Genomic DNA, 23,288 nt, shown 5'->3' with positions numbered 1-23,288 from the left:
CGGGCCGGAATACGATCGCTACGGATGGCCGTCCACCCACTCGGCCCACAACACAAACGGAAGCGAGACTTCACAACCGTGACTGCTCTGACTCTCAGCACTGCCGGCGCGGCGACGCTGCGCGCCGACGCCCTCGTGGTCGGCGTGGCGAAGGGCCCGAAGGGCCCGGTCGTCGCCGCGGGCGCCGAGGCCGTGGACAAGGCGTACGAAGGAAAGCTCGCCGCCGTGCTCGACGCACTCGGTGCCTCGGGCGCCGAAGGCGAGACCACCAAGCTGCCGGCTCCGGACGGCCTGAAGGTCCCGGTCGTGCTGGCGGTCGGGCTCGGCCCCGTCCCCGAGAAGGACGAGTCGTACGACGAAGAGGCCCTGCGCCGCGCCGCCGGCGCCGCCGCCCGTGCGCTGCACGGCAGCAAGAAGGCCGCCTTCGCCCTCCCGCTCGACGACGCCTCCGCCGTCACGGCCGTCGCCGAGGGCGCGCTGCTCGGCGCGTACGCCTTCACCGCCTACCAGGGCGGCGAGAAGAAGGCCGCCGGCAAGAAGAACGGACCCAAGCAGCCGCTCGCCGAGGTCACCCTGCTGGGTGCCAAGCCGCGCGACAAGGAGCACAAGGCCGCCGTCGAGCGGGCCACGGTCGTCGCGACCGAGGTCAACGTCGCCCGCGACCTGATCAACACCCCGCCGAATGACCTCACCCCCGAGGCCTTCGCCGCGGTCGCCTCCGCGACCGCCAAGGAGCACGGCATCAAGGTCCAGATCCTGGACGAGAAGGCCCTGCTCAAGGGCGGCTTCGGCGGGATCATGGGCGTCGGCAAGGGCTCCGAGAACCCGCCGCGCCTGGTGAAGATCGCCTACACCCACCCCAAGGCGGAGAAGCACCTCGCCTTCGTCGGCAAGGGCATCACCTACGACTCGGGCGGCATCTCCCTCAAGCCGGCCGGCCACAACGAGACGATGAAGTGCGACATGTCCGGCGCCGCCGCCGTGTTCGCCTCCGTCGTCGCCGTGGCCAAGCTGGGCCTCGCGGTCAACGTCACCGGCTGGCTCGCCCTCGCCGAGAACATGCCGTCCGGCTCCGCCACCCGCCCCGGTGACGTACTGCGCATGTACAGCGGCAAGACCGTCGAGGTCCTGAACACGGACGCCGAGGGCCGCCTCGTCCTCGGTGACGCGCTGACCAAGGCCTCCGAGGAGAACCCGGACGCGATCGTCGACGTCGCCACCCTGACCGGCGCCATGGTGCTGGCCCTGGGCAACCGGACCTTCGGCATCATGGCCAACGACGACGCCTTCCGCACCTCGATCCACGAGATCGCCGAGGAGGTCGGCGAGGCGTCCTGGCCGATGCCGCTCCCCGCCGACCTGCGCAAGGGCATGGACTCCCCCACCGCCGACATGGCCAACATGGGCGAGCGCATGGGCGGCGGCCTGGTGGCCGGCCTCTTCCTCCAGGAGTTCGTGGGCGAGGGCATCACCTGGGCGCACCTCGACATCGCGGGCCCGGCCTTCCACGAGGGCGCGCCGTACGGCTACACCCCCAAGGGTGGCACCGGCTCGGCCGTACGCACCCTGGTGCGGCTGGCCGAGCGTACGGCCACGGGCGACCTGGGCTGACGTACCACATGTGACGCGTGACGCATCCCGGGGCCTCGATGATCAGTCCATCGAGGCCCCGGGGTCGTTCACCCACAACGAAATCCGTAGGTTTCTACGCCTCGGTAACCCCTCGTCCGGGCAGAACGGCCCGTCACAGTCCGGGCCCGGCGTCCCGCGTTCCCCCGACAAATGCGAAGATGGGTTCTCGGCAGGACAGGGCCCCCACCACAGGGCCGAAGAATCAAGCGGCCGATTACCAGCCGCCGCCCGGTCACAGAGGACCGGTGCCCGGCGCACATGCATGGAGGACGTGACGTGGCGAACGACGCCAGCACCGTTTTCGACCTAGTGATCCTCGGCGGTGGCAGTGGCGGTTACGCCGCGGCTCTGCGCGCATCCCAGCTGGGTCTGGACGTTGCCCTGATCGAGAAGAACAAGCTCGGCGGCACCTGCCTGCACAACGGCTGCATCCCCACGAAGGCCCTGCTGCACGCGGGCGAGATCGCGGACCAGGCGCGCGAGGCCGCCCAGTTCGGCGTGAAGACCACCTTCGAGGGCATCGACATCGCGGGTGTCCACAAGTACAAGGACGAGATCATCTCGGGCCTGTACAAGGGTCTGCAGGGCCTGGTCGCCTCCCGCAAGGTGACCTACATCGAGGGTGAGGGCCGCCTTTCCTCGCCGACCTCCGTCGACGTGAACGGCCAGCGCATCCAGGGCCGCCACGTCCTGCTGGCGACCGGCTCCGTGCCGAAGTCGCTGCCGGGCCTGAACATCGACGGCAACCGCATCATCTCCTCGGACCACGCGCTGGTCCTGGACCGCGTGCCCGAGTCCGCGATCGTCCTGGGCGGCGGCGTGATCGGCGTCGAGTTCGCGTCGGCGTGGAAGTCCTTCGGCTCCGACATCACCGTGATCGAGGGCCTCAAGCACCTCGTCCCGGTCGAGGACGAGAACAGCTCGAAGCTGCTGGAGCGCGCGTTCCGCAAGCGCGGCATCAAGTTCAACCTCGGCACCTTCTTCGACAAGGCCGAGTACACCGAGACCGGCGTGCGCGTCACGCTGGCCGACGGCAAGACCTTCGAGGCCGAGGTGCTGCTGGTCGCGGTCGGCCGCGGCCCGGTCTCGCAGGGCCTGGGCTACGAGGAGCAGGGCGTCGCGATGGACCGCGGCTACGTCCTGGTCGACGAGTACATGCAGACCAACGTGCCGACCATCTCGGCCGTCGGTGACCTCGTTCCGACGCTGCAGCTCGCGCACGTCGGCTTCGCCGAGGGCATCCTGGTCGCGGAGCGTCTGGCCGGTCTCAAGACCGTCCCGATCGACTACGACGGTGTGCCGCGCGTCACGTACTGCCACCCCGAGGTCGCCTCGGTCGGCATCACCGAGGCCAAGGCCAAGGAGATCTACGGCGCGGACAAGGTCGTGGCCCTGAAGTACAACCTGGCGGGCAACGGCAAGAGCAAGATCCTGAAGACCGCGGGCGAGATCAAGCTCGTCCAGGTCAAGGACGGTGCCGTGGTCGGCGTCCACATGGTCGGTGACCGGATGGGCGAGCAGGTCGGCGAGGCCCAGCTGATCTACAACTGGGAAGCCCTGCCGGCCGAGGTCGCGCAGCTCATCCACGCGCACCCGACCCAGAACGAGGCCATGGGCGAGGCCCACCTGGCCCTGGCCGGCAAGCCGCTGCACGCACACGACTAATCGTCACGGGCGCGACGACCACTACCGCACTTTCGTAAGGAGCAACTGAAACCATGTCGGTTTCCGTAACCCTTCCGGCGCTCGGAGAGAGCGTCACCGAGGGCACTGTCACCCGCTGGCTGAAGGCCGAGGGCGAGCGCGTCGAGGCCGACGAGCCGCTGCTCGAGGTCTCGACCGACAAGGTCGACACCGAGATCCCGTCGCCCGTGTCCGGCATCCTGGCCTCCATCAAGGTCGCCGAGGACGAGACCGTCGAGGTCGGCGCCGAGCTGGCCGTCATCGACGACGGTTCGGGCGCGGCTGCCGCGCCGGCCGTCGAGACGGTCGTCGCCGAGGTTCCGGCCGCGCCGGCCCCGGTCGCCGAGGCCCCTGCCGCCCCGGCACCGGTCGCCGAGGCCCCCGCTGCCGAGGCCCCCGCTGCTGCGGCCCCCGCCGCCGGCACGGACGTCGTTCTCCCCGCCCTGGGCGAGAGCGTCACCGAGGGCACCGTCACCCGCTGGCTGAAGCAGGTCGGCGAGTCCGTCGAAGCCGACGAGCCGCTGCTTGAGGTCTCCACGGACAAGGTCGACACCGAGATCCCGGCCCCGGTCTCCGGCACGCTGCTGGAGATCCTGGTCGGCGAGGACGAGACCGCCGAGGTCGGCGCCCGTCTGGCCGTCATCGGCGTCGCCGGCGCCGCTCCGGCCGCCGCTCCGGCTCCGGCCGCTGCCGCCCCGGTGGCCGCGCCGGCCCCGGTTGCCGCCCCGGCTCCGGTTGCCGCCCCGGCTCCGGTTGCCGCTCCGGCTCCGGTTGCTGCTCCGGCTCCCGCTGCCCCGGCTCCGGTCGCTGCTGCCCCGGCTCCGGTGGCCGCTCCGGCTGCCCCGGCCCCCGTGGCCGCGCCGGCCGCCCCCGCCGCCGCGGTCACGACCGGTGACGAGGGCGCGTACGTGACCCCGCTGGTGCGCAAGCTCGCCTCGGAGTCCGGCGTCAACCTGTCCTCGGTCTCGGGCACCGGTGTCGGTGGCCGCATCCGCAAGCAGGACGTCCTGGCCGCCGCCGAGGCCGCCAAGGCCGCCGCTGCCGCCCCGGCTCCGGCCGCCGCCGCCCCGGCCGCCGCCGCCAAGGCCCCGGCCGCGGTGTCCGAGCTGCGCGGTCAGACCGTCAAGATGACCCGCATGCGCAAGGTCATCGGCGACAACATGATGAAGGCGCTGCACTCGCAGGCTCAGCTCAGCTCCGTGGTCGAGGTGGACATCACCAAGATCATGAAGCTGCGCGAGCAGGCCAAGGCGTCCTTCCTGGCCCGTGAGGGCGTCAAGCTCTCGCCGATGCCGTTCTTCGTCAAGGCCGCGGCCCAGGCGCTGAAGGCCCACGCGGTCGTCAACGCCCGGATCAACGACGACGAGGGCACCATCACCTACTTCGACTCGGAGAACATCGGCATCGCCGTGGACTCCGAGAAGGGCCTGATGACCCCGGTCATCAAGGGTGCCGGTGACCTCAACCTGGCGGGCATCTCCAAGGCGACCGCCGACCTGGCCGCCAAGGTCCGGGGCAACAAGATCACGCCGGACGAGCTGTCGGGCGCGACCTTCACCATCAGCAACACCGGCTCGCGCGGTGCGCTGTTCGACACGGTCATCGTGCCCCCGAACCAGGTCGCCATCCTGGGCATCGGTGCCACGGTCAAGCGCCCGGTGGTCATCGAGACCCCCGAGGGCACCGTCATCGGCGTCCGTGACATGACGTACCTGACCCTGTCCTACGACCACCGCCTGGTGGACGGCGCGGACGCGGCCCGGTACCTCTCGGCCGTCAAGGCGATCCTCGAAGCCGGCGAGTTCGAGGTCGAGCTCGGCCTCTGAGGCTGACGCCGCACCGGCAGCCACGCGCACGGCGCCCCCGCCCGAACCACTTCGGGCGGGGGCGCCGTCGTCTTACCCTGGTTGATCCAATGTGACATCGCGGGGGGCGTCGTATGACACGTGCACGGATAACAGATCTCGTCGTGGTGCTGCCGGGCATCATGGGAAGCCGGCTGGCGGACGCCGACGGCAGAGCCGTCTGGGACCTGTCGGGCGGCGCCCTGTTACGGGGCCTGCGCACCTTCGGGGCCTCCCTGGACACCCTCCGCCTGCCGAAGGACATCGGCGACGCGGACCCCGGCGACGGCATCGTCCCCGTGGGCCTGATGCCCGACCTGCACGTCGTCCCCGGCATCTGGCACCCGGTGGACGGCTACACGGATCTGCTGCGCTGGCTGGAGCGGCACTTCACGCTGTCCGTGTCGGACAACCTCCTCACCTTCCCGTACGACTGGCGGCTGTCCTGCCGCCACAACGCCGAGCGCCTCAAGGGCCGGATCGACCTGGAGCTGGAACGCTGGCGGGCCTCGGCCCCCGAGCGCCGCGAGGCCCGGGTGGTCTTCCTGTGCCACTCGATGGGCGGGCTCATCGCCCGGCACTACGTGGAACGCCTCGGCGGCCACGAGATCACCCGCCGCCTGATCACCCTGGGGACCCCGCACCGGGGCTCCCCGCTGGCCCTGGCCCACCTGGTCAACGGCGAGCGCGTCCTGGGGCTCGACCTCGGCCCCTTCGCCCGTAGCCTGCCGTCCCTGCACCAGCTGGCCCCCGACTACGCCTGCATGACCGGCCCCGGCGGCCTCGCGCACGCCCGCGACCTTCCCGGGCTGCCGGGCGTGGACCCGGCCCTGCTGGCGGACGCGGCCCGCTTCCACGCGGACCTGCGCAGCGCCCCGCCCCGGGCGGAGCTGCACGCGGTCTTCGGCGTCGGCCAACCCACGGCGACGACCGCCCACTACGCCGACGACCGCCTGCTGCTCGACGTCGGCGACGGCGACGGCGACGGCGACGGCGACGGCGACGGTACGGTCCCCCGCCGCGCGGCCCTCCCGACGGACGCGGCCGGCGACGACCTCGCGGGGACCGGATCCGGCACCCCGTACGAACAGCACGGTTCCCTACAGAACAATTGGGGCGTACGGAACGCCCTGTGGGGCCTACTGGGCCACACGCCCCCGGTCCCCCGGGACGAGGAACCCCTCGCCGCCCTCCTGGGCGTCGAGGCGCCCGCCCTGCTGGCCGCCGGGACCCCGTACGAGGTCACGGTCACGGCCCCCCACGACCACCTGCTCCTCACGGCGGAGCTCTGCCCGGCGGACGGCAACCGAGCGGCGCCCCGCACCCTGCACAGCCTGGGCGGGGGCCGCTACCGCGCCGCCTTCCCGCCGCCGGAGCAGGGCGCGTACCGACTGTCGGTGGGCCGGCTGACGGCCCTGACCCTGGTGGCCGACCGGTGACCCGGCCCGGGCGAGTAACGCGTCCGTCCGGAGCCCCTTGTAACCAGCCTCACCCGGCGCCCCAGACCGGGAACGCATCCCGAGGGCCCACTCGGCCGTATTGTCTACGCATCGAAGCCATGCGCGCCCCACAGGAGATGAAGCCCCGATGATCACCCCACCCGTCGTGCACTCGCTGCGCGAGCAGATCCGCGAGCACATCGTGGAGGGGATCGTCAGCGGGCGCTGGAAGCCCGGCGAGCGGATCGTCGAGCGGCGGATCGCCGTCGAGCTCGAAGTCAGCCAGACGCCCGTCCGGGAGGCGCTGCGCGAGCTGGAGACGCTGCGGCTGATCGAGTCGGCGCCGAACAAGGGCGTCCGCGTACGGAACCTGTCGGCGGCCGACCTGGAGGAGATCTACCCGGTCCGGGCCGGCCTGGAGCAGATCGCGGCCGAGCTGGCCGCGCCCCGGCTGGCAGCCGACTGTTCGGCGCTGGAGCCGCACGTGGCGGCCCTGTGGGAGGCGGACCACGCCGAGGACGGAACCGCGCAGGTGAGGCACACCGTCGGGTTCCACCGGGAGCTGGTGCGGGCGGCCGGCAACAGCGTGCTGCTGCACACCTGGGAGAGCCTGGGCATCGAGGTCTTCACGGCGCTGTCGATCCGCTGGCTCGGTACCGTCCAGAAGTCGTACGCGGAGGAGCACGCGGCCCTCGTGGAAGCGTTCCGCAACCAGGATCCGGAGATCGGGCTGCTGGTGAAACGGCATGTCCTGGGGTGCGCACCGCGCGCCTGACGGGCCTTTCCGTCCCGATTTGCCCGGCACCGGGTGCCCATTTTCATGGCACCCGGTGCCGACTTTCGCCAGATGGCCATTTCTTCGCCGCATTCATTTGATCGATCATCGATCAGCGATTTACAGTCGACGGTGGACCCCACCGGGTCCACCGACCCTGTCCTGCCCGTCAGGGATTTTTCACCACCTCTCCTTTGTCCGGAAGGCGGCGCACACCGATGTCCGACCCCGTAGGAAAGCTTCCGAGCGAGCTCGATCAGCTCCCGGACCGCGACACCGAGGAGACCGCCGAATGGGCGGCCTCCCTCGACGCCGTCGCCAAGGCCGCCGGTACGCGCCGCGCCGAATACCTGCTCCGCCGCACCCTCCAGCACGCCGAAGCCGCCGGCCTCGCCCTGCCGAAACTGCTGGAGACGGACTACGTCAACACCATCCCCACCGCCTCGGAGCCGGAGTTCCCCGGTGACGAGGCGATGGAAGCCAAGATCACCGCGTGGAACCGCTGGAACGCGGCCGCCATGGTGACCCGCGGTTCCAAGTACGGCGTCGGCGGCCACATCGCCACCTTCGCCTCGGCCGCCTGGCTCTACGAGACCGGCTTCCAGCACTTCTTCCGCGGGAAGGAGGCCGACGGTTCGGGCGACCAGCTCTACATCCAGGGCCACGCCTCCCCCGGCATCTACGCCCGCGCCTTCCTCGACGGGCGCATCTCCGAGCAGCAGCTCGACAACTTCCGCCAGGAGTCCGGCGGCAACGGCCTGCCGTCCTACCCGCACCCGCGGCGCCTGCCGTGGCTGTGGGAGTTCCCCACGGTCTCCATGGGCCTCGGCCCGCTCTCCGCGATCTACCAGGCACGCTTCAACCGCTACCTGCAGAACCGCAGCATCAAGGACACCGCCAACTCGCACGTCTGGGCCTTCCTCGGCGACGGCGAGATGGACGAGCCCGAGTCGACCGCCGCCCTCGCCCTGGCCTCGCGCGAGCAGCTCGACAACCTGACCTTCGTCATCAACTGCAACCTGCAGCGCCTCGACGGTCCGGTCCGCGCCAACTTCCGCGTGGTCCAGGAGCTGGAGGCCCAGTTCCGCGGCGCCGGCTGGAACGTCATCAAGACCCTGTGGGGTTCCGCCTGGGACGAGCTCTTCCAGCTCGACACCACGGGCGCCCTGGTACGCCGCCTGCGCGAGGTACCGGACGCGCAGTTCCAGACGTACGCGACCCGCGACGTGGCCTACATCCGCCAGCACTTCTTCGGTGTCAACGCCGAGCTCGTGCAGCTGGCCGGCGTGCTCTCCGACGCGAAGATCGCCGAGTGCTTCCACACCTCCCGCGGCGGGCACGAGCCCCGCAAGGTCTACGCCGCGTACAAGGCCGCCCTGGAGCACAAGGGTGCGCCGACGGTCATCCTCGCGCAGACCGTCAAGGGCTACACGCTGGGCGCCGGGTTCGAGTCGAAGAACGCGAACCACCAGATGAAGAAGCTGACGATCGACGAGTTCAAGAGCATGCGCGACAAGCTCGGACTCCCGATCCCCGACAGCGCCTTCGCCGACGGGCAGGTCCCCTACGGCCACCCGGGCGCGGACAGCCCCGAGGTCCGGTACCTGAACGAGCGCCGCGCGGCCCTCGGCGGCCCGGCCCCGGCCCGCACGGTCCACCACGTGGCCCTGCCGGCCCCGGCCGAGCGCTCCTTCGCCCCGCTGATCAAGGGCTCCGGCAAGCAGGAGATGGCCACCACGATGGCCTTCGTCCGGCTCGTCAAGGACCTGATGCGGGACAAGGAGACCGGCAAGCGCTGGGTTCCGATCGTCCCCGACGAGGCCCGCACCTTCGGCATGGAGTCCCTGTTCCCGTCGGCCGGCATCTACTCGCCGCTGGGCCAGACGTACGAGCCCGTCGACCGCGACCAGCTCATGTACTACAAGGAAGCCAAGGACGGCCAGATCCTCAACGAGGGGATCACCGAGGCCGGCGCCATGGCCGACTTCATCGCCGCCTGTACGTCGTACGCGACGCACGGCGAGCCGATGATCCCGTTCTACATCTTCTACTCGATGTTCGGCTGGCAGCGCACCGCCGACCAGATGTGGCAGCTCGCCGACCAGCTCGGCAAGGGCTTCATCGTCGGCGCCACCGCCGGCCGCACCACGCTGACCGGTGAGGGCCTCCAGCACGCGGACGGCCACTCGCACCTGATCGCGTCCACGAACCCGGCGTCGCTCAACTACGACCCGGCCTTCGCGTACGAGATCGCGGTGATCGTCAAGGACGGCCTGCGCCGCATGTACGGCGAGCAGCCGGAAGACGTCTTCTACTACCTCACCGTCTACAACGAGCCGAAGGTGCAGCCCGCGATGCCCGAGGGCGTCGAGGAAGGCATCCTCAAGGGCCTGTACCGCTTCAACACGGCGGCCGACCTGGCCGGGGCCGCCCCGGCCGCCGACGCCCCGAAGGTCCAGCTGATGGCCTCGGGCACGGCGATCCACTGGGTGCTGGAGGCGCAGCAGCTGCTCGCCGCCGACTGGAACGTGGCCGCCGACGTCTGGTCCGCCACCTCCTGGGGCGAGCTGCGGCGCGAAGCGCTGGAGTGCGACGAGGCCCTGCTGCGCGGCGAGGAGCGGACCCCGTACGTCACCCGCGTACTGGACGGCGCCCCCGGCCCGGTCCTGGCGGTTTCCGACTGGATGCGCCAGGTCCCGGACCAGATCAGCCAGTGGGTTCCGCAGGACTACACCTCGCTGGGCACGGACGGCTTCGGCCTGTCCGACACCCGCGAGGGCGCCCGTCGCCACTTCGGCGTCGACGCGCAGTCGATCGTGGTGGCCGCGCTGGCCCAGCTCGCCCGCCGCGGCGAGGTACCGGCGTCGTCCGTCAAGGAGGCGCGCGAGCGCTACGGCCTGTAGGGCCGGCGCGAGCGAGTCGTGACCGTGAGGCGGTCCGCCCCCGTGGGGTGGACCGCCTCACGCGTTTCCAGGGGCCCGAAGGGTCCGAGGGGTTGCGGGGGTCCGAGGGGTGCGGGGGTCCGGGGGTTGCGGGAATGCGGCCGGGCGGGGGTCGCACACCGGCCTTTCCCCGTGTTCGCAGTGGCGGCGCGGGGGCGGACCCGTGATGCTGGACCCGTGATGGACGAGACGGAGTTCTGGGAGATCGTCGACCGTACCCGCGAGGCCGCCGAGGGCGACCCCGAGGAGCACGCCGAACTGCTCGTGGAGCGGCTGGTGCAGCTCGACCCGGACTCCGTCCTGGACTTCGCCCGTCACTTCGAGTCCCGGTACAACCGGGCGTACACGTGGGACCTGTGGGGTGCGGCCTGGGTGCTGCTCGACGGCGCGAGCGACGACGCGTTCGACTACTTCCGGTGTTGGCTGATCGGCCAGGGCCGGGAGGTCTTCGAGGGCGGGGTGCACGACCCCGACGCGCTCGCGGAGCTCCTGGGGGAGTTCGACGAGGAGATCGACGGGGACGGCGAGGAGCTCGGGTACGCGGCCGACGAGGCGTACGAGCAGCTGACGGGAGCGGTGGCCCCGGACCTGGGGATTCCGTTGCAGGCGGCGGAGCCGGAGGGCACCCCGCTGGACTTCGAGGACGAAGCCGTGCTCGCGGAGCGCTTCCCCCGGCTGTGGGACCGCTTCAGGGGCTGAGACCGCTCAGTAGTGCGTGCCGCCGTCGATCCGGATCTCGGTACCAGTGATGAAGGCACCGTCCTCGGAGCCCAGCATGGCCACGACGCCGGCGACCGTCTGCGGGCCGGCGAAGCCCTGGCCGATGGCGGGGGCGAGCTTGGCGAACAGGCTCCAGTCGGTGTCCTCGGGGAGCCCGGGGCCGGAGCCGGTGGTCATGCCGCTCTCGATGGAGCCGGGCGCGACGGCGACGAAGCGCAGGCCCTGCTTGCTGTACTCGGCGGCCAGCGCGTGGGTCATGGACTGGATGCCGCCCTTGCTGGCCGCGTACGCGGACATGTACGGGTGGGCGAAGGACGCGGAGGTGGAGCTGAAGTTCACGACGACCGGCTGGTCGCCCTCCAGCAGTGCCGGGAGTGACTCGCGGATCATCAGGAACGTGCCGGTGAGGTTGACCGATATGACCTCGTTCCACAGGTCGAGCGTGGTCTGGTGGGTGTGCGCGGAGCGCAGGATGCCCGCCGCGTTGACCAGTACGTCGAGCCCGTGCCCGCCGAGGGCCTCGACCGCGGCGGCGACGCCGGCCCGCACGGCCGCCTCGTCGGATATGTCGAGGACGGCGGTGGTGAGCCGGTCCGCGTGCCCGTCGGCGAGGGCCTGCTCGGCAGTCGCCTTCAGGCCCGCCTCGTTCACGTCCGCGGTGTGGACGCGACCGCCTTCGGCGAGGATGCGGTGGACGGTGGCCCGGCCGATGCCGGAGCCGCCGCCGGTGATGAGGACCCGACGTCCTTCGTAACGGTTCATGGCGCGAGCGTACCGGTGCGCTGGCGCGTTTTGCCAGAGTGTCAAAGAATGCAATCACGCCGGGACCGAAGGGTACGCTTCACCCGTGAGATCCCCTCGCCCGTACTCTCCCCTGGCCGGCCCCGGAGCCCAGTCGCTGACCGAGCGCCGCAAGGCCGCCACCCAGCTCGACATCGCCCGCGCGGCCTGCGCGCTCTTCGCCGAGCACGGCCCCGACGGCACCACCGCCGAGGACATCGCGCACCGCGCCGGCGTGGCGCTGCGTACGTTCTACCGCTACTTCCGCAACAAGCAGGAGGCCGTGGCCCCGCTGCTCTCGGTCGGCGGAGAGGCCTGGCGGGGACTGCTCGCGCAGGAGGCCCCCGGGACCCCGCTCGCCGAAGCACTGGAGCGCGCCGTCACGCGTTCGCTCAGCGACTCGCAGGCCGTGGAGGAGGGCCTGGCGGTGACCCGCGGGCTGCTCCGTGCTGCGGCGACCGACCCGGCCCTGCGCGCGGTCTGGTACCGCGTGAACCAGGACTCCGAGGAGCAACTGGTCCCGGTGATCGCCCGGCTGGCCGGGGAGGGCGCGGACCCCCTGGGGATCCGCCTGCTGGCAGCGGCGGCCACGGACGCCATCCGCATCTCGCTGGAACTCTGGTCCACCACCGACGCCCCGGTTTCGGGTGCCGGCTCCCCCGCCGAACTCGCGGTCCGCTGCCTGCGCGAACTGACGGGTGCGATGGAGCTGCTGCGCTGAGGCCCCGGCAGCGGCCGAGTCCCGCGCCGGCCGGCAAACGGCGGAGCCCCGCCCCTCTCCGAGGAGAGGGGCGGGGCTCCGGCAGATCGGCAGACCAGCGGCCGGCTTAGAGGTCGAAGTAGAGCTCGAACTCGTGCGGGTGCGGACGCTGGGCGATCGGGGCGATCTCGTGCGTGCGCTTGTAGTCGATCCAGGTCTCGATCAGGTCCGGGGTGAAGACACCGCCGGCCAGGAGGTACTCGTGGTCCTCCTCCAGGGCCTTGAGCACGTCCTCCAGGCTGGTCGGGACCTGCGGGACGTTCGCGTGCTCGTCGGGCGAGAGCTCGTAGAGGTCCTTGTCGATCGGCTCCATCGGCTCGATCTTGTTCTTGACGCCGTCGAGGCCGGCCAGGAGCAGGGCCGAGAACGCCAGGTACGGGTTCGAGGACGGGTCCGGGGCGCGGAACTCGACGCGCTTGGCCTTCGGGTTCGAGCCCGTGATCGGGATGCGCATCGCGGCGGAGCGGTTGCGCTGCGAGTACACCATGTTGACCGGCGCCTCGAAGCCCGGCACCAGGCGGTGGTAGGAGTTCACCGTCGGGTTGGTGAACGCGAGCAGCGACGGGGCGTGCTTGAGGATGCCGCCGATGTAGTAGCGCGCGGTGTCCGACAGGCCCGCGTAGCCGGCCTCGTCGTAGAACAGCGGGTCGCCGTTCGCCCACAGCGACTGGTGCACGTGCATGCCCGAGCCGTTGTCACCGAAGATCGGCTTCGGCATGAAGGTCGCGGTCTTGCCGTTGCGCCAGGCGACGTTCTTCACGATGTACTTGAAGAGCATCAGGTCGTCGGCCGCGGCGAGCAGCGTGTTGAACTTGTAGTTGATCTCGGCCTGGCCGCCGGTGCCGACCTCGTGGTGCTGGCGCTCGACCTGGAGGCCCTGGGCGTCCAGTTCGAGGGAGATCTCGGCGCGCAGGTCGGCGAAGTGGTCGACCGGGGCGACCGGGAAGTAACCGCCCTTGTAGCGGACCTTGTAGCCGCGGTTGTTCTCCTCGGAACCGGTGTTCCAGGCGCCGGCCTCGGAGTCGATGTGGTAGAAGCCCTCGTTCGCGGTGGTCGCGAAGCGCACGCTGTCGAAGATGTAGAACTCTGCCTCGGGACCGAAGTACGCGGTGTCGGCGATGCCGGTGGAGGCGAGGTACGCCTCGGCCTTCTTCGCGATGTTGCGCGGGTCGCGGCTGTACGCCTCACCCGTGATCGGGTCGTGGATGAAGAAGTTGACGTTCAGCGTCTTGTCGCGGCGGAACGGGTCCAGGCGCGCGGTCGTGATGTCGGCGCGCAGAGCCATGTCGGACTCGTGGATCGCCTGGAAGCCGCGGATCGAGGAGCCGTCGAAGGCGAGCTCCTCCGCCGGGTCGAACGCCCGCGCCGGGATGGTGAAGTGCTGCATCACACCAGGCAGGTCACAGAAGCGGACGTCGACGAACTTGACGTCGTTCTCCTCGATGTACTGCTTCACTTCGTCGGCGTTCTGGAACATCCAACTCCTCCTACTCCCGACCCCGGGGCAGGGCGGGCTTTTTATAGCTCGTGGTGCGTCAGTGCGGTGCCGCACGCTGACCCGACCATAAGCAGACGGGATTTCTCAAGCATGACCCATTTGTTTCGCACAAGTTAACCAGGGTCCCGACGGATCGTCGTGGAACCGCCCGGGTACCGTGGTGGGGTGGACAACAGGCAAGCAATCGGATCCTGGCTCTCCGGCCCCCGCGCAGCCGCCGAGGACATGGGCGTCGACTTCGGCTACCCGGGCCAGCGGCTCGGTCTGCCCCAGCAGGGCTCCGGTTCCGCGGCCCGGTTCGGCCGGCGCCTCGGTGGTGTCGCCATCGACTGGATCGGCTGCCAGGTGATCGCATACGGGCTGATCACGGGCGGCAACGCGGCCGCGACGGGCAACTGGACGCTGGTGCTCTTCGTGGCGCTGAGCATCCTCACCCTCGGCACCGTGGGCTTCACCCCCGGAAAGCGGATCGTGGGCCTGCGGGTCGTCTCGGAGGACGGCGGGCGCCTCGGCTTCGGCCGGGTGGTGCTGCGCACGGTGCTGCTCGCCCTGGTCGTTCCGGCGCTGATCTGGGACCGTGACGGCCGCGGCCTGCACGACAGGGTGGCACGCGCCGTCCAGGTGAGGATCTGACCGGTACGCACGACGGACCGGCACGCACGACATGCGCGCACGACACAGGGGCGCCCCCGAAGCCATCCGGCTCGGGGGCGCCCCTTCGCTTATGTGGGTTTTCCGTATCTCCGTACAGGAGTCGTATACGAAAAGCCGGTCAGCGCATCTTTCCGCCGCGCGGCATCCGCATGCCCTTGGGCATCGGGCCCTTCGGCAGCGGCATGTTGCTCATGAGGTCACCCATGGCGCGCAGCTTGTCGTTGACCTGGGTGATCTGCGGGCCGGACAGCACGCGCGGCAGCTTGAGCAGCGTGGTGCGCAGATTCTTCAGCGGCACCTCGCCCTCGCCGGTGCCGACGATGAAGTCGTGGACCGGGATGTCGGGCATGATCCGGGCCAGCTTCTTCTTCTCGGCGGCGAGCATCGGCTTGAGCCGGTTCGCGTTGCCCTCGGCGATCAGTACGACGCCGGCCTTGCCCACGGCCCGGTGGACGATGTCCTGGCTCCGGTTCATCGCGACGGCCGGGGTGGTCGTCCAGCCCCGTCCCACGTTGTCCAGTACGGCCGCGGCCGCGCCCGGCTGTCCCTCCATCTGCCCGAAGGCAGCCCGCTCGGCCCGTCGTCCGAAGACGATCGCCATCGCGAGGAACGCCACCAGGAAGCCCAGGATGCCCAGGTAGACCGGGTGGTCGATCAGGAAGCCGATCGCAAGAAAGACACCGAAGGTGACGATTCCCACGCCCGCGACGATCAGACCGACCTTCGGGTCGGCCTTGCGCGTCATCTTGTACGTCAGGGCGATCTGCTTCAGTCGCCCGGGGTTCGCAGCAGTCTCTGCGTTTGACTTCCTCGCCATACAGCGAAGTTTACGTGGCCTGCGGAGGACGGGTCGCCGCGGCCTCGAGTACGTGCTCGGTTTCGACCCGGTCCTTGGCCCTGCGACGGTCTTCGAGGACCGCCGTCCACGCGTTGCGGCGGGCGCCGCTCATGAGCAGCGACTCGATGCCCCGGAAGGCGTCGGTGAACGACGGAATGGCAATGGCGCGTACGGGCGCGGCCTGCATGATGTCGATCCCTTTCACGGTGCTCACGTCGGTCTGGGTGCACGGCGGGGTGTCGCAGCGGTGCGCGACGGCGTGTGCGGTGCGTGGACCCATCGTTACTGACTGGTGTTACCAGGGCGTGACCGATCGGTCAAACGGTGATGAAACATTTACGCGGCCCGCCGGGCTCTTCGTTACGAAGAAGAGCCTAGGGGCCGCGTCCATGCGGTGTTACTCGTTGGTAAGACTTTGTGCGTGAGTTCACACAGTCCACCGGGTAGCGCGCGTCACACGGTCGCGCGCTTCTCCATCGCCTGCTGGTAGAGACGACCGGCACGGTACGAGGACCGCACCAGCGGCCCGGACATCACACCGGAGAAGCCGATCTCCTCGGCCTCCTGCGCCAGCTCCACGAACTCGGCCGGCTTCACCCAGCGCTCCACGGGGTGGTGCCGCGGCGAGGGCCGCAGGTACTGCGTGATGGTGATGAGCTCGCAGCCCGCCTCGTGGAGGTCCTTCAGCGCCTGCGAGACCTCCTCGCGCTCCTCGCCCATGCCGAGGATCAGGTTCGACTTGGTGACCAGGCCGTACGCACGCGCCTTGGTGATCACGTCGAGCGAGCGCTCGTAGCGGAAACCGGGACGGATCCGCTTGAAGATCCGCGGCACCGTCTCCACGTTGTGCGCGAAGACCTCGGGGCGGGAGGCGAAGACCTCCTCCAGCAGCTCCGGGACCGCGTTGAAGTCGGGGGCGAGCAGCTCGACCTTGGTGTGGCCGCCCTCGCGACCCGCCGTCTGCTCGTGGATCTGGCGCACGGTCTCGGCGTACAGCCAGGCGCCGCCGTCCGCCAGGTCGTCGCGCGCGACGCCGGTGATGGTGGCGTAGTTCAGGTCCATCGTGACGACGGACTCGCCGACGCGGCGCGGCTCGTCCCGGTCCAGGGCCTCGGGCTTGCCCGTGTCGATCTGGCAGAAGTCACAGCGCCGGGTGCACTGGTCGCCACCGATGAGGAAGGTGGCCTCGCGGTCTTCCCAGCATTCGTAGATGTTCGGACAGCCGGCTTCCTGGCACACCGTGTGCAGTCCTTCGCCCTTCACCAGGGCCTGCATCTTGGTGTACTCGGGGCCCATCTTCGCCCGGGTCTTGATCCACTCGGGCTTGCGCTCGATGGGGGTCTGGCTGTTCCGGACCTCCAGGCGCAGCATCTTGCGTCCGTCGGGTGCGACTGCGGACACGACCGGCTCCCTGTGACTTCGATTCTTCGGCGTCCACCAGGGTACGCCCGTAATTTCGTACGCTCTTACGTCGGCCAACCGGTGGATGACCGGACGCATTCCCGGCCGCTACGCGCCCGCCACCGGCTCTATCTCCCGGGGGCGCAGCTCCGCGTGCTCCAGTACGTCCTTCAGGTGCCGTTCGACGACCGGCAGCACCTCGGCGATGGTGACCTCGCGGCCCAGTTCGTACGAGAGCGAGGTCACACCGGCGTCCCGGATGCCGCAGGGCACGATCCGGTCGAACCAGGTGTTGTCGGGGTTCACGTTGAACGAGAAGCCGTGCATCGTGACGCCCTTGGCGACCCGGATGCCGATGGCGGCGAGCTTGCGGTCCTCGCGGCGCTGGCCGGCGTTCGAGGGGGCGTACTCGGGACCGGCCAGGCGGGCGTCGAACTCGTCGTCGCCGATCCGCGGGTCGAGGTCGAGGCTGAGGCCGCCGATCCCGGGGCGCTCCTCCACGGGGTCGCCGAGCACCCAGACGCCGGAGCGGCCCTCGACCCGGGTGGTCTCCAGGCCGAACTCGGCGGAGGTGCGGATCAGCGCCTCCTCCAGCCGGCGCACGTGCGCGACGACGTCGACCGGCCGGGGCAGCTTCATGATCGGGTAACCGACCAGCTGGCCCGGACCGTGCCAGGTGATCTTGCCGCCGCGGTCCACGTCCACGACGGGCGTGCCGTCCAGCGGGCGCTCGTTGTCGGAGGTGCGCCGTCCGGCGGTGTAGACCGGCTGGTGCTCCAGCAGCAGGCAGGTGTCGGCGATCTCGTCCGCGAAGCGCGCGGCGTGGACCCGCCGCTGCTCCTCCCAGGCCCCGGTGTACTCGACGTAATCGGGTCCGAAGCCCAGATGGACAAACTCAAGCTCAGCCACCGCGGCGCCTCCTCGTTGAACCTGCCGTGTGCACGTACCGCACCCGTCCAAGAGTACGGCGGCCGGTTCCCGCCCCCTCAGGCGCCCGGCAACGGCCCGCCCCCGGGCCCGGGCCACGGCCCGCCGGCCGGTTCCGGGTCGGGCCCCGGTGGCAGCGGCTTGGGCCGCCTGCGCCCCCGGGGCGGCCGGTCCGGGTCCTCGTCGGCCCGCGGCAGCCGCCGGTGCCCTTCCGAGTGATCGTTGACCCACCCGCACACCCCGCACGCGTACCGCCCGTCGAGCCCCGCGATGTACGTACCGCACCGTCTGCACTCGGCCTCGGTCAGCTCGGGCGCGGGGAGCGCCGCAGTGGGGTCTGCGGACTGCTCCGCCCTGGTGAGCCTGCGGTTCATGGGGCGCAGCGTACGCGTGTGACGGGGCTCGGTCCGTAAAGCGCCCTACCGATTCTGCACACGATCGGATGAATGTGGGACAGAGGGGGCGGCACGGGTGGAGTTCGTCGCTACATTCACGCCGTTCACAGGGCCGGGACTCCGGTCCGTCACGTCAGGAAACCGTGGAGCCGATGACGGAACGATCTGCCCAGCGCGTCCCCAACCGGCAGCTCGCGGCGCTGATCGCGGAAGCCGGATTCTCCAACGCCGGCCTGGCCCGCCGCGTCGACCAGCTCGGTCTGGAGCACGGTCTCGACCTGCGGTACGACAAGACCTCCGTGACCCGATGGCTGCGCGGGCAGCAGCCGCGCGGGACCACTCCGGCGCTGATCGCCGAGGTCTTCACCCGTCGCCTGGGCAGACGGCTCTCCGCACAGGACCTGGGCCTGGACGCCTGCGCCCCCGTCTACGCCGGCCTGGAGTTCGCGGCCACTCCGGAGGAGGCCGTGGACATCGCCAGCGGGCTGTGGCGCAAGGACTCCGGCTCCCACACCGAGCTGCGGAAGATCGCGTTCACCCCGGCCGGGCTGGTCGTGCCCAGTCGGGACTGGCTCATCGGGCGGGCCGACGAGCGGGTGAGCCGGGGCACGGATCCGACCGCGGCGGCCCGGGTCCCCCTCCAGGGGCGCGCCTCGCTCCCCCGACAGCGGCAGATCGACCGCGGACCGGGCCAGCGGGTGACCAGCGGGGACATCGCGGCGCTGCGCTCCGTGAGCGAGCTGTTCCGGACCCTGGACCAGACCTACGGCGGCGGGCACGCCCGGCAGGCCCTGGTCCGCTACCTCGAACACGAGGCCGAGCCGATGCTGCGCGGCACTTACGGGGAGACCACCGGGCGGCGGCTCTTCTCGGCCGCCGCGGACCTGACCCGGCTCGCCGGCTGGACCGCGTACGACATCGCCGCGCACGGGCTCGCCCAGCGCTACTTCGTGCAGGCACTGCGGCTCGCCCAGGCCGCCGCGGACCGGCCGTACGGCTCGTACGTGCTGGTGACCATGAGCCGGCAGGCCGTCTACCTCGGCCACGGCCGGGAGGCCGTGCAGCTGGCCCGGGTGGCACAACAGGGACTCGGCTCCGGACCGCCGCCGGTGGTACAGGCGCTCCTGCACTCGGCGGAGGCGCGCGGGCACGCGGTGCTGGGCGAGGTCCGGGCCTCGACGGCCTCCCTGGTACGGGCCGAGCGCGCCCTGGGTGCGGCCCGGCCGGGGGACGACGTACCGCACTGGGCCAGGTTCTTCGACGAGGCGCAACTGGCCGACGAGTTCGGGCACTGCCACCGGGACCTCCAGCAGTACCGGGCCTCGGCGCAGCACGCGGAGCGCTCGCTCCAGCTGCGGGCCCCGGGGTTCGCGCGCTCCCAACTGTTCTGCCGGGTGGTGCTGGCCACGGCCCGGCTGGGACTGGGCGAGCTGGACCAGGCGTGCGCCCTGGGTGCGGAGGCGGCGCAACAGGCCATGGAGATGCGGTCGGTGCGCGCGGTGGAGTACGTACGCGACTTCGAGCGCCGGTTGGAACCGTACCGGGACGCCTCGGCGGTGCGGACCTACCGGGACCGGGTCGCCGCGCTGGCGTGAGCGGCCCGCGGGCGGTCGTGGACGGCCGCGGGCGGAACGCGCGCCGGATCGACCGGTGACGAGGTGTGGGCCCGGTTCCGCAGGGGGGAACCGGGCCCTGGTGCCGACGGCCGGACGACGGGTGCCTCAGGCCACCGCCGGAAGGGCGTGCTCCGCGCTCGCGGGCAGGCGGATGCCGAAGTCGCGCAGGACGGCCGTGGCGGCGCGACGGGCCGAATGCAGCGCCCCCTGGACGGTGTTGGAGTCGCGGTGGTCGCCGCACACGTACAGCCCGGCCAGGACCCGCACCGGACGGCGCAGGTCGTGGGGCGGCGGCATGGCGGGGACGGCCTCCGGAGCGTGGTGGACGGCCAGCAGCTCCCAGTCCCGGGTGCCCGTCCCGTACAACCGGGCCAGGCGCGAGGCGACCGTGCGCACGGGCGGCGGCGGGCCCAGCACGGTGGTGGTGACCAGGCTCCGACCGACCGGGGCCCGCGTCGGGTCGACCGCGCTCATCACGGCGGTGTGGGCGACGGGCCACTTCGGGTCGCCGTCGAGCAGGAGCGAACCGTCGCACGTCAGGGGCGCGGAGGTGGCGTGGTGGATGAGGGTGACCTCGTGGAAGTCCGGCACCCGCAGCCCCGGCAGCAGTTCGGCGGCGGCCCGCGCCCCGGTGGCCAGCACGGCGGAGCGGCAGCTGAAGTCGCCGTGCTCCGCGGTGGTGACCAGCTTGGTCGCCACCGAACGGACCCGGACGCCACTGCGCACCGTGCCGGGCGGCAACGATGCGGCGAGCAGTTCGGGCAGGGCCGAGGCGCCGCCCTCGGGCACGGCGATCCGGCCGCGGGCGAAGGTGCGCAGCGCGAGGTCGGCGACCCGGCTGGAGGTGGTGAGCTCCGGGTCACGGAGCAGGGCGGCCAACAGGGGCCGCAGGGTGGTGCCGAGGGCCCGGGAACGGAGGGCGGCGAGCGCCGTGCGCTCGGGCCGGGCCAGTACGCGTTCCACCGGCAGGGCGGCGAGCCGGCCGAGGAACGCGCTGAGCCGGGCCTGCTCGAAGGAGCCGCTGGCCAGCGCACGGGCCGGGGTGAGGGCCCCGGCGCGCAACTGCTTGCCTTCGGTGTGGACGAGCACCCCCGGCGCGAACGGCCGCAGGGCCAGGCCCGCCAGGCCGGGAGTCCGATCGAGCTCGGCGTACGAGGTGTTGAGCAACTGTCCGATCCGGTCCAGCCGGAACCCGTCGACCTGCTCGGTGGCCATCCGGCCGCCCGGATCGTCGGCGGCTTCCAGGACGGTGACCGTGACCCCTGCCGCTATCAAGTGGTGTGCGGCCGCGAGTCCTGAGACCCCGGCTCCTACGATGACGACGTCCGCGTGCTGTGCGGCGCCGTGTGAGCTGCTGAGCACGTGCCCCTCCCCGAGGTCGGCGCGGCTGTGTGGGGAACCTCCTTCCCCCAACCGACTCCAGGGGAACCCGAGTTCGATGGGGTATTACGGTCAGCTCCGGTCGCACGACGGTCGCATCCGGGGCACAGACGGTCGCACGGGGGCGTCACGTGCACTGCCGGGCGGCGAGCGGCGCTACGGCGGGCAGCGCGGGCAGCACCCGTGGCTAACCGAGCGCGGCCCGGATCGCCTGGTCGATCCCCGGGTACCGGAAGACGAACCCGGATTCCAACAGCCGTGCGGGCCGCACCCGCTGACTGCCGACCACGTCCTGGGCGAATTCCCCCAGCACCGCGCGCATGACCGGCGCCGGCACGGGGAACAACGTCGGCCGGTGCAGCACGCGGCCCATCGCCGCAGTGACCTCACGGTTGGTCAGCGGCTCGGGGGCGGTCAGGTTGACGGGGCCGGACAGCTGCGGGGTATCGATGATGTGCCGCAGCGCGGCGATCTCGTCGTGCATGGAGATGAAGGACCAATACTGGCGGCCGTTGCCGAGCCGGCCGCCCATCCCGGCGCGGAAGATCGGGAACAGCTTGCCCCAGGCCCCGCCCTCGGCGGCGACCACCAGTCCGGTCCGGGCGAAGACCGTCCGTACGCCGGCGTCCTGGGCGGGGGCGGCGGCTGCCTCCCATTCCACGCAGACCTGGGGCAGGAAGCCCTGCCCCGCAGGGGCGTCCTCGTCGACGGCGCGGTCGCCCGTGTCCCCGTAGTAGCCGATCGCGGAGCCGCTGACGAAGACGGCGGGCGGCTCGTCGAGGGCGGCGACGGCCCGGGCCATCGCGTCGGTGCCGTCGACCCGGCTGTCGCGGATCTCCTTCTTGTACGCCTCGGTCCACCGGTGTTCGCCGACCCCGGCCCCCGCGAGGTGGACGACGGCCCCGCAACCGGCGAGACCGGCCGGGTCGACGTGACCGCGCCGCGGGTCCCATGCCGCTTCGTCGGGTGCGGCGGGCGTGCGCCGCACGAAGCGGACCACCTCGTGCCCGTCTGCCCGCAGGGACCGTACGAGAGCCTTGCCGATGAGGCCGGTGGAGCCGGTGATGGCGATGCGCATCTCCCCATCATGCAGGTCCGCGATGCCGCTGCGCCGCGCAGCGAGCTGCCGCGCCAAGCGGCCGGAGCTGAGGTCGCCCGTCCGGTCCCGGCGCGCCCCGCTCCCTCCGGGGCCGCCCCATCCCCTCGATGGTTCCCCGGGCTCCGCCCGGCCCCGCGCGTCGATCGCCCGGGGCCGAGTCGGGAAGGACCGGGGACCGGTTCAAGCAGCAGTGCCCATCCAGGTGCCCACCGCGTACGTCACCGCCATCGCCAGCGCACCACCGGCGACGTTGCGCGTGACCGCCCGGAGGACCGGCGCACCCCCCAGCACGGCGCTGATCACCCCGCACAACGTGAGCGCCGCCAGGACCGACACCACCGTCACCGGCACCCGCTCCGACGGCCCCGGCAACACGATCGCCAGCAGCGGGAGCACCGCCCCCACCGTGAACGCGACCAGGCTCGCGAACGCCGCGTGCCACGGATTGGCCAGCTCGTCGGGATTGATCCCGAGCTCCACCCCGGCATGTGCCCGCAACGCGTCCCGCTCCGTCAGCTGCTCCGCCGCCTCCCGCGCCAGTCTCCGGCTCAGCCCCCTGGCCGCGAGCAGGTCAGTCAGTTCCTCAAGCTCCGCCTCCGGGTCATCGGCCAGCTCCTGCCGCTCCATCTCCAGCGCGGCCCGCTCCGAGTCCCGCTGGGAGCTCACCGAGACGTACTCCCCCGCCGCCATCGAAAGCGATCCCGCCAGCAGCCCGGCCACCCCCGCCGCCAAGATCGCCGAGCGCGAGGTGGTGGCCCCGGCCACGCCCACCACCAGGCCGGCGGTGGAGATGATCCCGTCGTTCGCGCCGAGCACCCCCGCGCGCAACCAGTTCAACCGCGTACTCATCGCCGCGCTCTGCTCCACACCATCCGCATCCGTCACGGGACCACTGTCGGTGCCAG

Annotated in this window: 20 protein-coding genes; 10 read left to right on the top strand and 10 right to left on the bottom strand. The window is 71.3% G+C overall.

Annotated features, from left to right (window positions below; translation table 11 throughout):
• Positions 1-78: 78 nt before the first annotated feature.
• From ABZZ20_RS12090 to ABZZ20_RS12060, 7 genes are all read left to right on the top strand, one after another.
• Complete coding sequence (locus ABZZ20_RS12090; protein ID WP_356869293.1) at positions 79-1,611, top strand: leucyl aminopeptidase; 1,533 nt, start codon at positions 79-81, stop codon at positions 1,609-1,611.
• Positions 1,612-1,908: 297 nt separating this feature from the next.
• Complete coding sequence (lpdA, locus tag ABZZ20_RS12085; protein ID WP_356869292.1) at positions 1,909-3,297, top strand: dihydrolipoyl dehydrogenase; 1,389 nt, start codon at positions 1,909-1,911, stop codon at positions 3,295-3,297.
• A gap of 53 nt (positions 3,298-3,350) precedes the next feature.
• A complete protein-coding gene (gene sucB / locus ABZZ20_RS12080) occupies positions 3,351-5,141 on the top strand; it encodes a 2-oxoglutarate dehydrogenase, E2 component, dihydrolipoamide succinyltransferase (protein WP_356869291.1) in 1,791 nt (596 codons plus the stop codon).
• Positions 5,142-5,254: 113 nt separating this feature from the next.
• Positions 5,255-6,598 carry a hypothetical protein gene (locus ABZZ20_RS12075; RefSeq protein WP_356869290.1) on the top strand — a complete coding sequence of 448 codons (1,344 nt, stop codon included), beginning with the start codon at positions 5,255-5,257 and terminating at the stop codon, positions 6,596-6,598.
• 151 nt (positions 6,599-6,749) lie between these two features.
• Positions 6,750-7,373 (top strand): GntR family transcriptional regulator, encoded by a 624-nt coding sequence (locus ABZZ20_RS12070; RefSeq protein WP_356869440.1) that lies wholly within the window; start codon positions 6,750-6,752, stop codon positions 7,371-7,373.
• A gap of 218 nt (positions 7,374-7,591) precedes the next feature.
• Complete coding sequence (gene aceE / locus ABZZ20_RS12065) at positions 7,592-10,276, top strand: pyruvate dehydrogenase (acetyl-transferring), homodimeric type (protein WP_356869289.1); 2,685 nt, start codon at positions 7,592-7,594, stop codon at positions 10,274-10,276.
• Between the two features lie 216 nt (positions 10,277-10,492).
• Positions 10,493-11,014, top strand: coding sequence for a DUF4240 domain-containing protein (locus ABZZ20_RS12060; protein WP_356869288.1), 522 nt, complete (start codon positions 10,493-10,495; stop codon positions 11,012-11,014).
• A 6-nt stretch (positions 11,015-11,020) separates the two neighbouring features.
• On the opposite strand, the gene ABZZ20_RS12055 is transcribed toward ABZZ20_RS12060, so the two are convergent.
• Positions 11,021-11,797, bottom strand: a complete 777-nt coding sequence (locus tag ABZZ20_RS12055; protein WP_356869287.1) for an SDR family oxidoreductase — start codon at positions 11,795-11,797, stop codon at positions 11,021-11,023.
• An 85-nt stretch (positions 11,798-11,882) separates the two neighbouring features.
• Here ABZZ20_RS12055 and ABZZ20_RS12050 point away from each other — a divergent pair, with 85 nt between their 5' ends.
• Positions 11,883-12,536, top strand: coding sequence for a TetR family transcriptional regulator (locus ABZZ20_RS12050; RefSeq protein WP_356869286.1), 654 nt, complete (start codon positions 11,883-11,885; stop codon positions 12,534-12,536).
• Between the two features lie 106 nt (positions 12,537-12,642).
• On the opposite strand, the gene glnA is transcribed toward ABZZ20_RS12050, so the two are convergent.
• Positions 12,643-14,052 carry a type I glutamate--ammonia ligase gene (gene glnA / locus ABZZ20_RS12045; RefSeq protein ID WP_356869285.1) on the bottom strand — a complete coding sequence of 470 codons (1,410 nt, stop codon included), beginning with the start codon at positions 14,050-14,052 and terminating at the stop codon, positions 12,643-12,645.
• Between the two features lie 186 nt (positions 14,053-14,238).
• Here glnA and ABZZ20_RS12040 point away from each other — a divergent pair, with 186 nt between their 5' ends.
• Positions 14,239-14,706, top strand: coding sequence for an RDD family protein (locus tag ABZZ20_RS12040; protein WP_356869284.1), 468 nt, complete (start codon positions 14,239-14,241; stop codon positions 14,704-14,706).
• A gap of 139 nt (positions 14,707-14,845) precedes the next feature.
• Here the strand turns inward: ABZZ20_RS12040 and ABZZ20_RS12035 are convergent, their stop codons facing one another.
• From ABZZ20_RS12035 to ABZZ20_RS12015, 5 genes are all read right to left on the bottom strand, one after another.
• Positions 14,846-15,544: a DUF4191 domain-containing protein gene (locus ABZZ20_RS12035; protein WP_356869283.1), complete on the bottom strand. Its 699-nt coding sequence runs from the start codon at positions 15,542-15,544 to the stop codon at positions 14,846-14,848.
• A gap of 10 nt (positions 15,545-15,554) precedes the next feature.
• Positions 15,555-15,752, bottom strand: coding sequence for a hypothetical protein (locus ABZZ20_RS12030; RefSeq protein ID WP_356869439.1), 198 nt, complete (start codon positions 15,750-15,752; stop codon positions 15,555-15,557).
• 266 nt (positions 15,753-16,018) lie between these two features.
• Positions 16,019-16,966 (bottom strand): lipoyl synthase, encoded by a 948-nt coding sequence (gene lipA, locus ABZZ20_RS12025; RefSeq protein ID WP_356869282.1) that lies wholly within the window; start codon positions 16,964-16,966, stop codon positions 16,019-16,021.
• Between the two features lie 108 nt (positions 16,967-17,074).
• The gene (gene lipB, locus ABZZ20_RS12020) at positions 17,075-17,875 is read right to left on the bottom strand and encodes a lipoyl(octanoyl) transferase LipB (RefSeq protein WP_356869281.1); all 801 of its coding nucleotides are present in this window, start codon (positions 17,873-17,875) and stop codon (positions 17,075-17,077) included.
• Between the two features lie 77 nt (positions 17,876-17,952).
• Positions 17,953-18,267, bottom strand: coding sequence for a hypothetical protein (locus ABZZ20_RS12015; protein WP_356869280.1), 315 nt, complete (start codon positions 18,265-18,267; stop codon positions 17,953-17,955).
• A 173-nt stretch (positions 18,268-18,440) separates the two neighbouring features.
• Here ABZZ20_RS12015 and ABZZ20_RS12010 point away from each other — a divergent pair, with 173 nt between their 5' ends.
• The gene (locus ABZZ20_RS12010) at positions 18,441-19,883 is read left to right on the top strand and encodes a regulator (protein WP_356869279.1); all 1,443 of its coding nucleotides are present in this window, start codon (positions 18,441-18,443) and stop codon (positions 19,881-19,883) included.
• A 126-nt stretch (positions 19,884-20,009) separates the two neighbouring features.
• On the opposite strand, the gene ABZZ20_RS12005 is transcribed toward ABZZ20_RS12010, so the two are convergent.
• From ABZZ20_RS12005 to ABZZ20_RS11995, 3 genes are all read right to left on the bottom strand, one after another.
• On the bottom strand, positions 20,010-21,266 hold the full coding sequence (locus ABZZ20_RS12005) for an FAD-dependent oxidoreductase (RefSeq protein WP_356869278.1): 1,257 nt from the start codon (positions 21,264-21,266) through the stop codon (positions 20,010-20,012).
• 205 nt (positions 21,267-21,471) lie between these two features.
• Positions 21,472-22,362: a TIGR01777 family oxidoreductase gene (locus ABZZ20_RS12000; protein WP_356869277.1), complete on the bottom strand. Its 891-nt coding sequence runs from the start codon at positions 22,360-22,362 to the stop codon at positions 21,472-21,474.
• Positions 22,363-22,563: 201 nt separating this feature from the next.
• Positions 22,564-23,232 carry a VIT family protein gene (locus tag ABZZ20_RS11995; protein ID WP_356869438.1) on the bottom strand — a complete coding sequence of 223 codons (669 nt, stop codon included), beginning with the start codon at positions 23,230-23,232 and terminating at the stop codon, positions 22,564-22,566.
• Positions 23,233-23,288: the final 56 nt, after the last annotated feature.

This window comes from Streptomyces sp. NPDC006430 (assembly GCF_040612395.1).
Taxonomy (GTDB): Bacteria; Actinomycetota; Actinomycetes; order Streptomycetales; family Streptomycetaceae; genus Streptomyces.
This window is presented reverse-complemented; position numbering and strand designations above follow the sequence as displayed.

Coding starts and splice junctions, on each gene's coding strand:
- ABZZ20_RS12010 (WP_356869279.1), top strand. CDS start 18,441: ATGACGGAACGATCTGCCCAGCGCGTCCCCAACCGGCAGCTCGCGGCG.
- sucB (WP_356869291.1), top strand. CDS start 3,351: ATGTCGGTTTCCGTAACCCTTCCGGCGCTCGGAGAGAGCGTCACCGAG.
- ABZZ20_RS12030 (WP_356869439.1), bottom strand. CDS start 15,752: ATGCAGGCCGCGCCCGTACGCGCCATTGCCATTCCGTCGTTCACCGAC.
- aceE (WP_356869289.1), top strand. CDS start 7,592: ATGTCCGACCCCGTAGGAAAGCTTCCGAGCGAGCTCGATCAGCTCCCG.
- ABZZ20_RS11995 (WP_356869438.1), bottom strand. CDS start 23,232: ATGAGTACGCGGTTGAACTGGTTGCGCGCGGGGGTGCTCGGCGCGAAC.
- ABZZ20_RS12075 (WP_356869290.1), top strand. CDS start 5,255: ATGACACGTGCACGGATAACAGATCTCGTCGTGGTGCTGCCGGGCATC.
- glnA (WP_356869285.1), bottom strand. CDS start 14,052: ATGTTCCAGAACGCCGACGAAGTGAAGCAGTACATCGAGGAGAACGAC.
- ABZZ20_RS12000 (WP_356869277.1), bottom strand. CDS start 22,362: ATGCGCATCGCCATCACCGGCTCCACCGGCCTCATCGGCAAGGCTCTC.
- ABZZ20_RS12035 (WP_356869283.1), bottom strand. CDS start 15,544: ATGGCGAGGAAGTCAAACGCAGAGACTGCTGCGAACCCCGGGCGACTG.
- ABZZ20_RS12055 (WP_356869287.1), bottom strand. CDS start 11,797: ATGAACCGTTACGAAGGACGTCGGGTCCTCATCACCGGCGGCGGCTCC.
- ABZZ20_RS12015 (WP_356869280.1), bottom strand. CDS start 18,267: ATGAACCGCAGGCTCACCAGGGCGGAGCAGTCCGCAGACCCCACTGCG.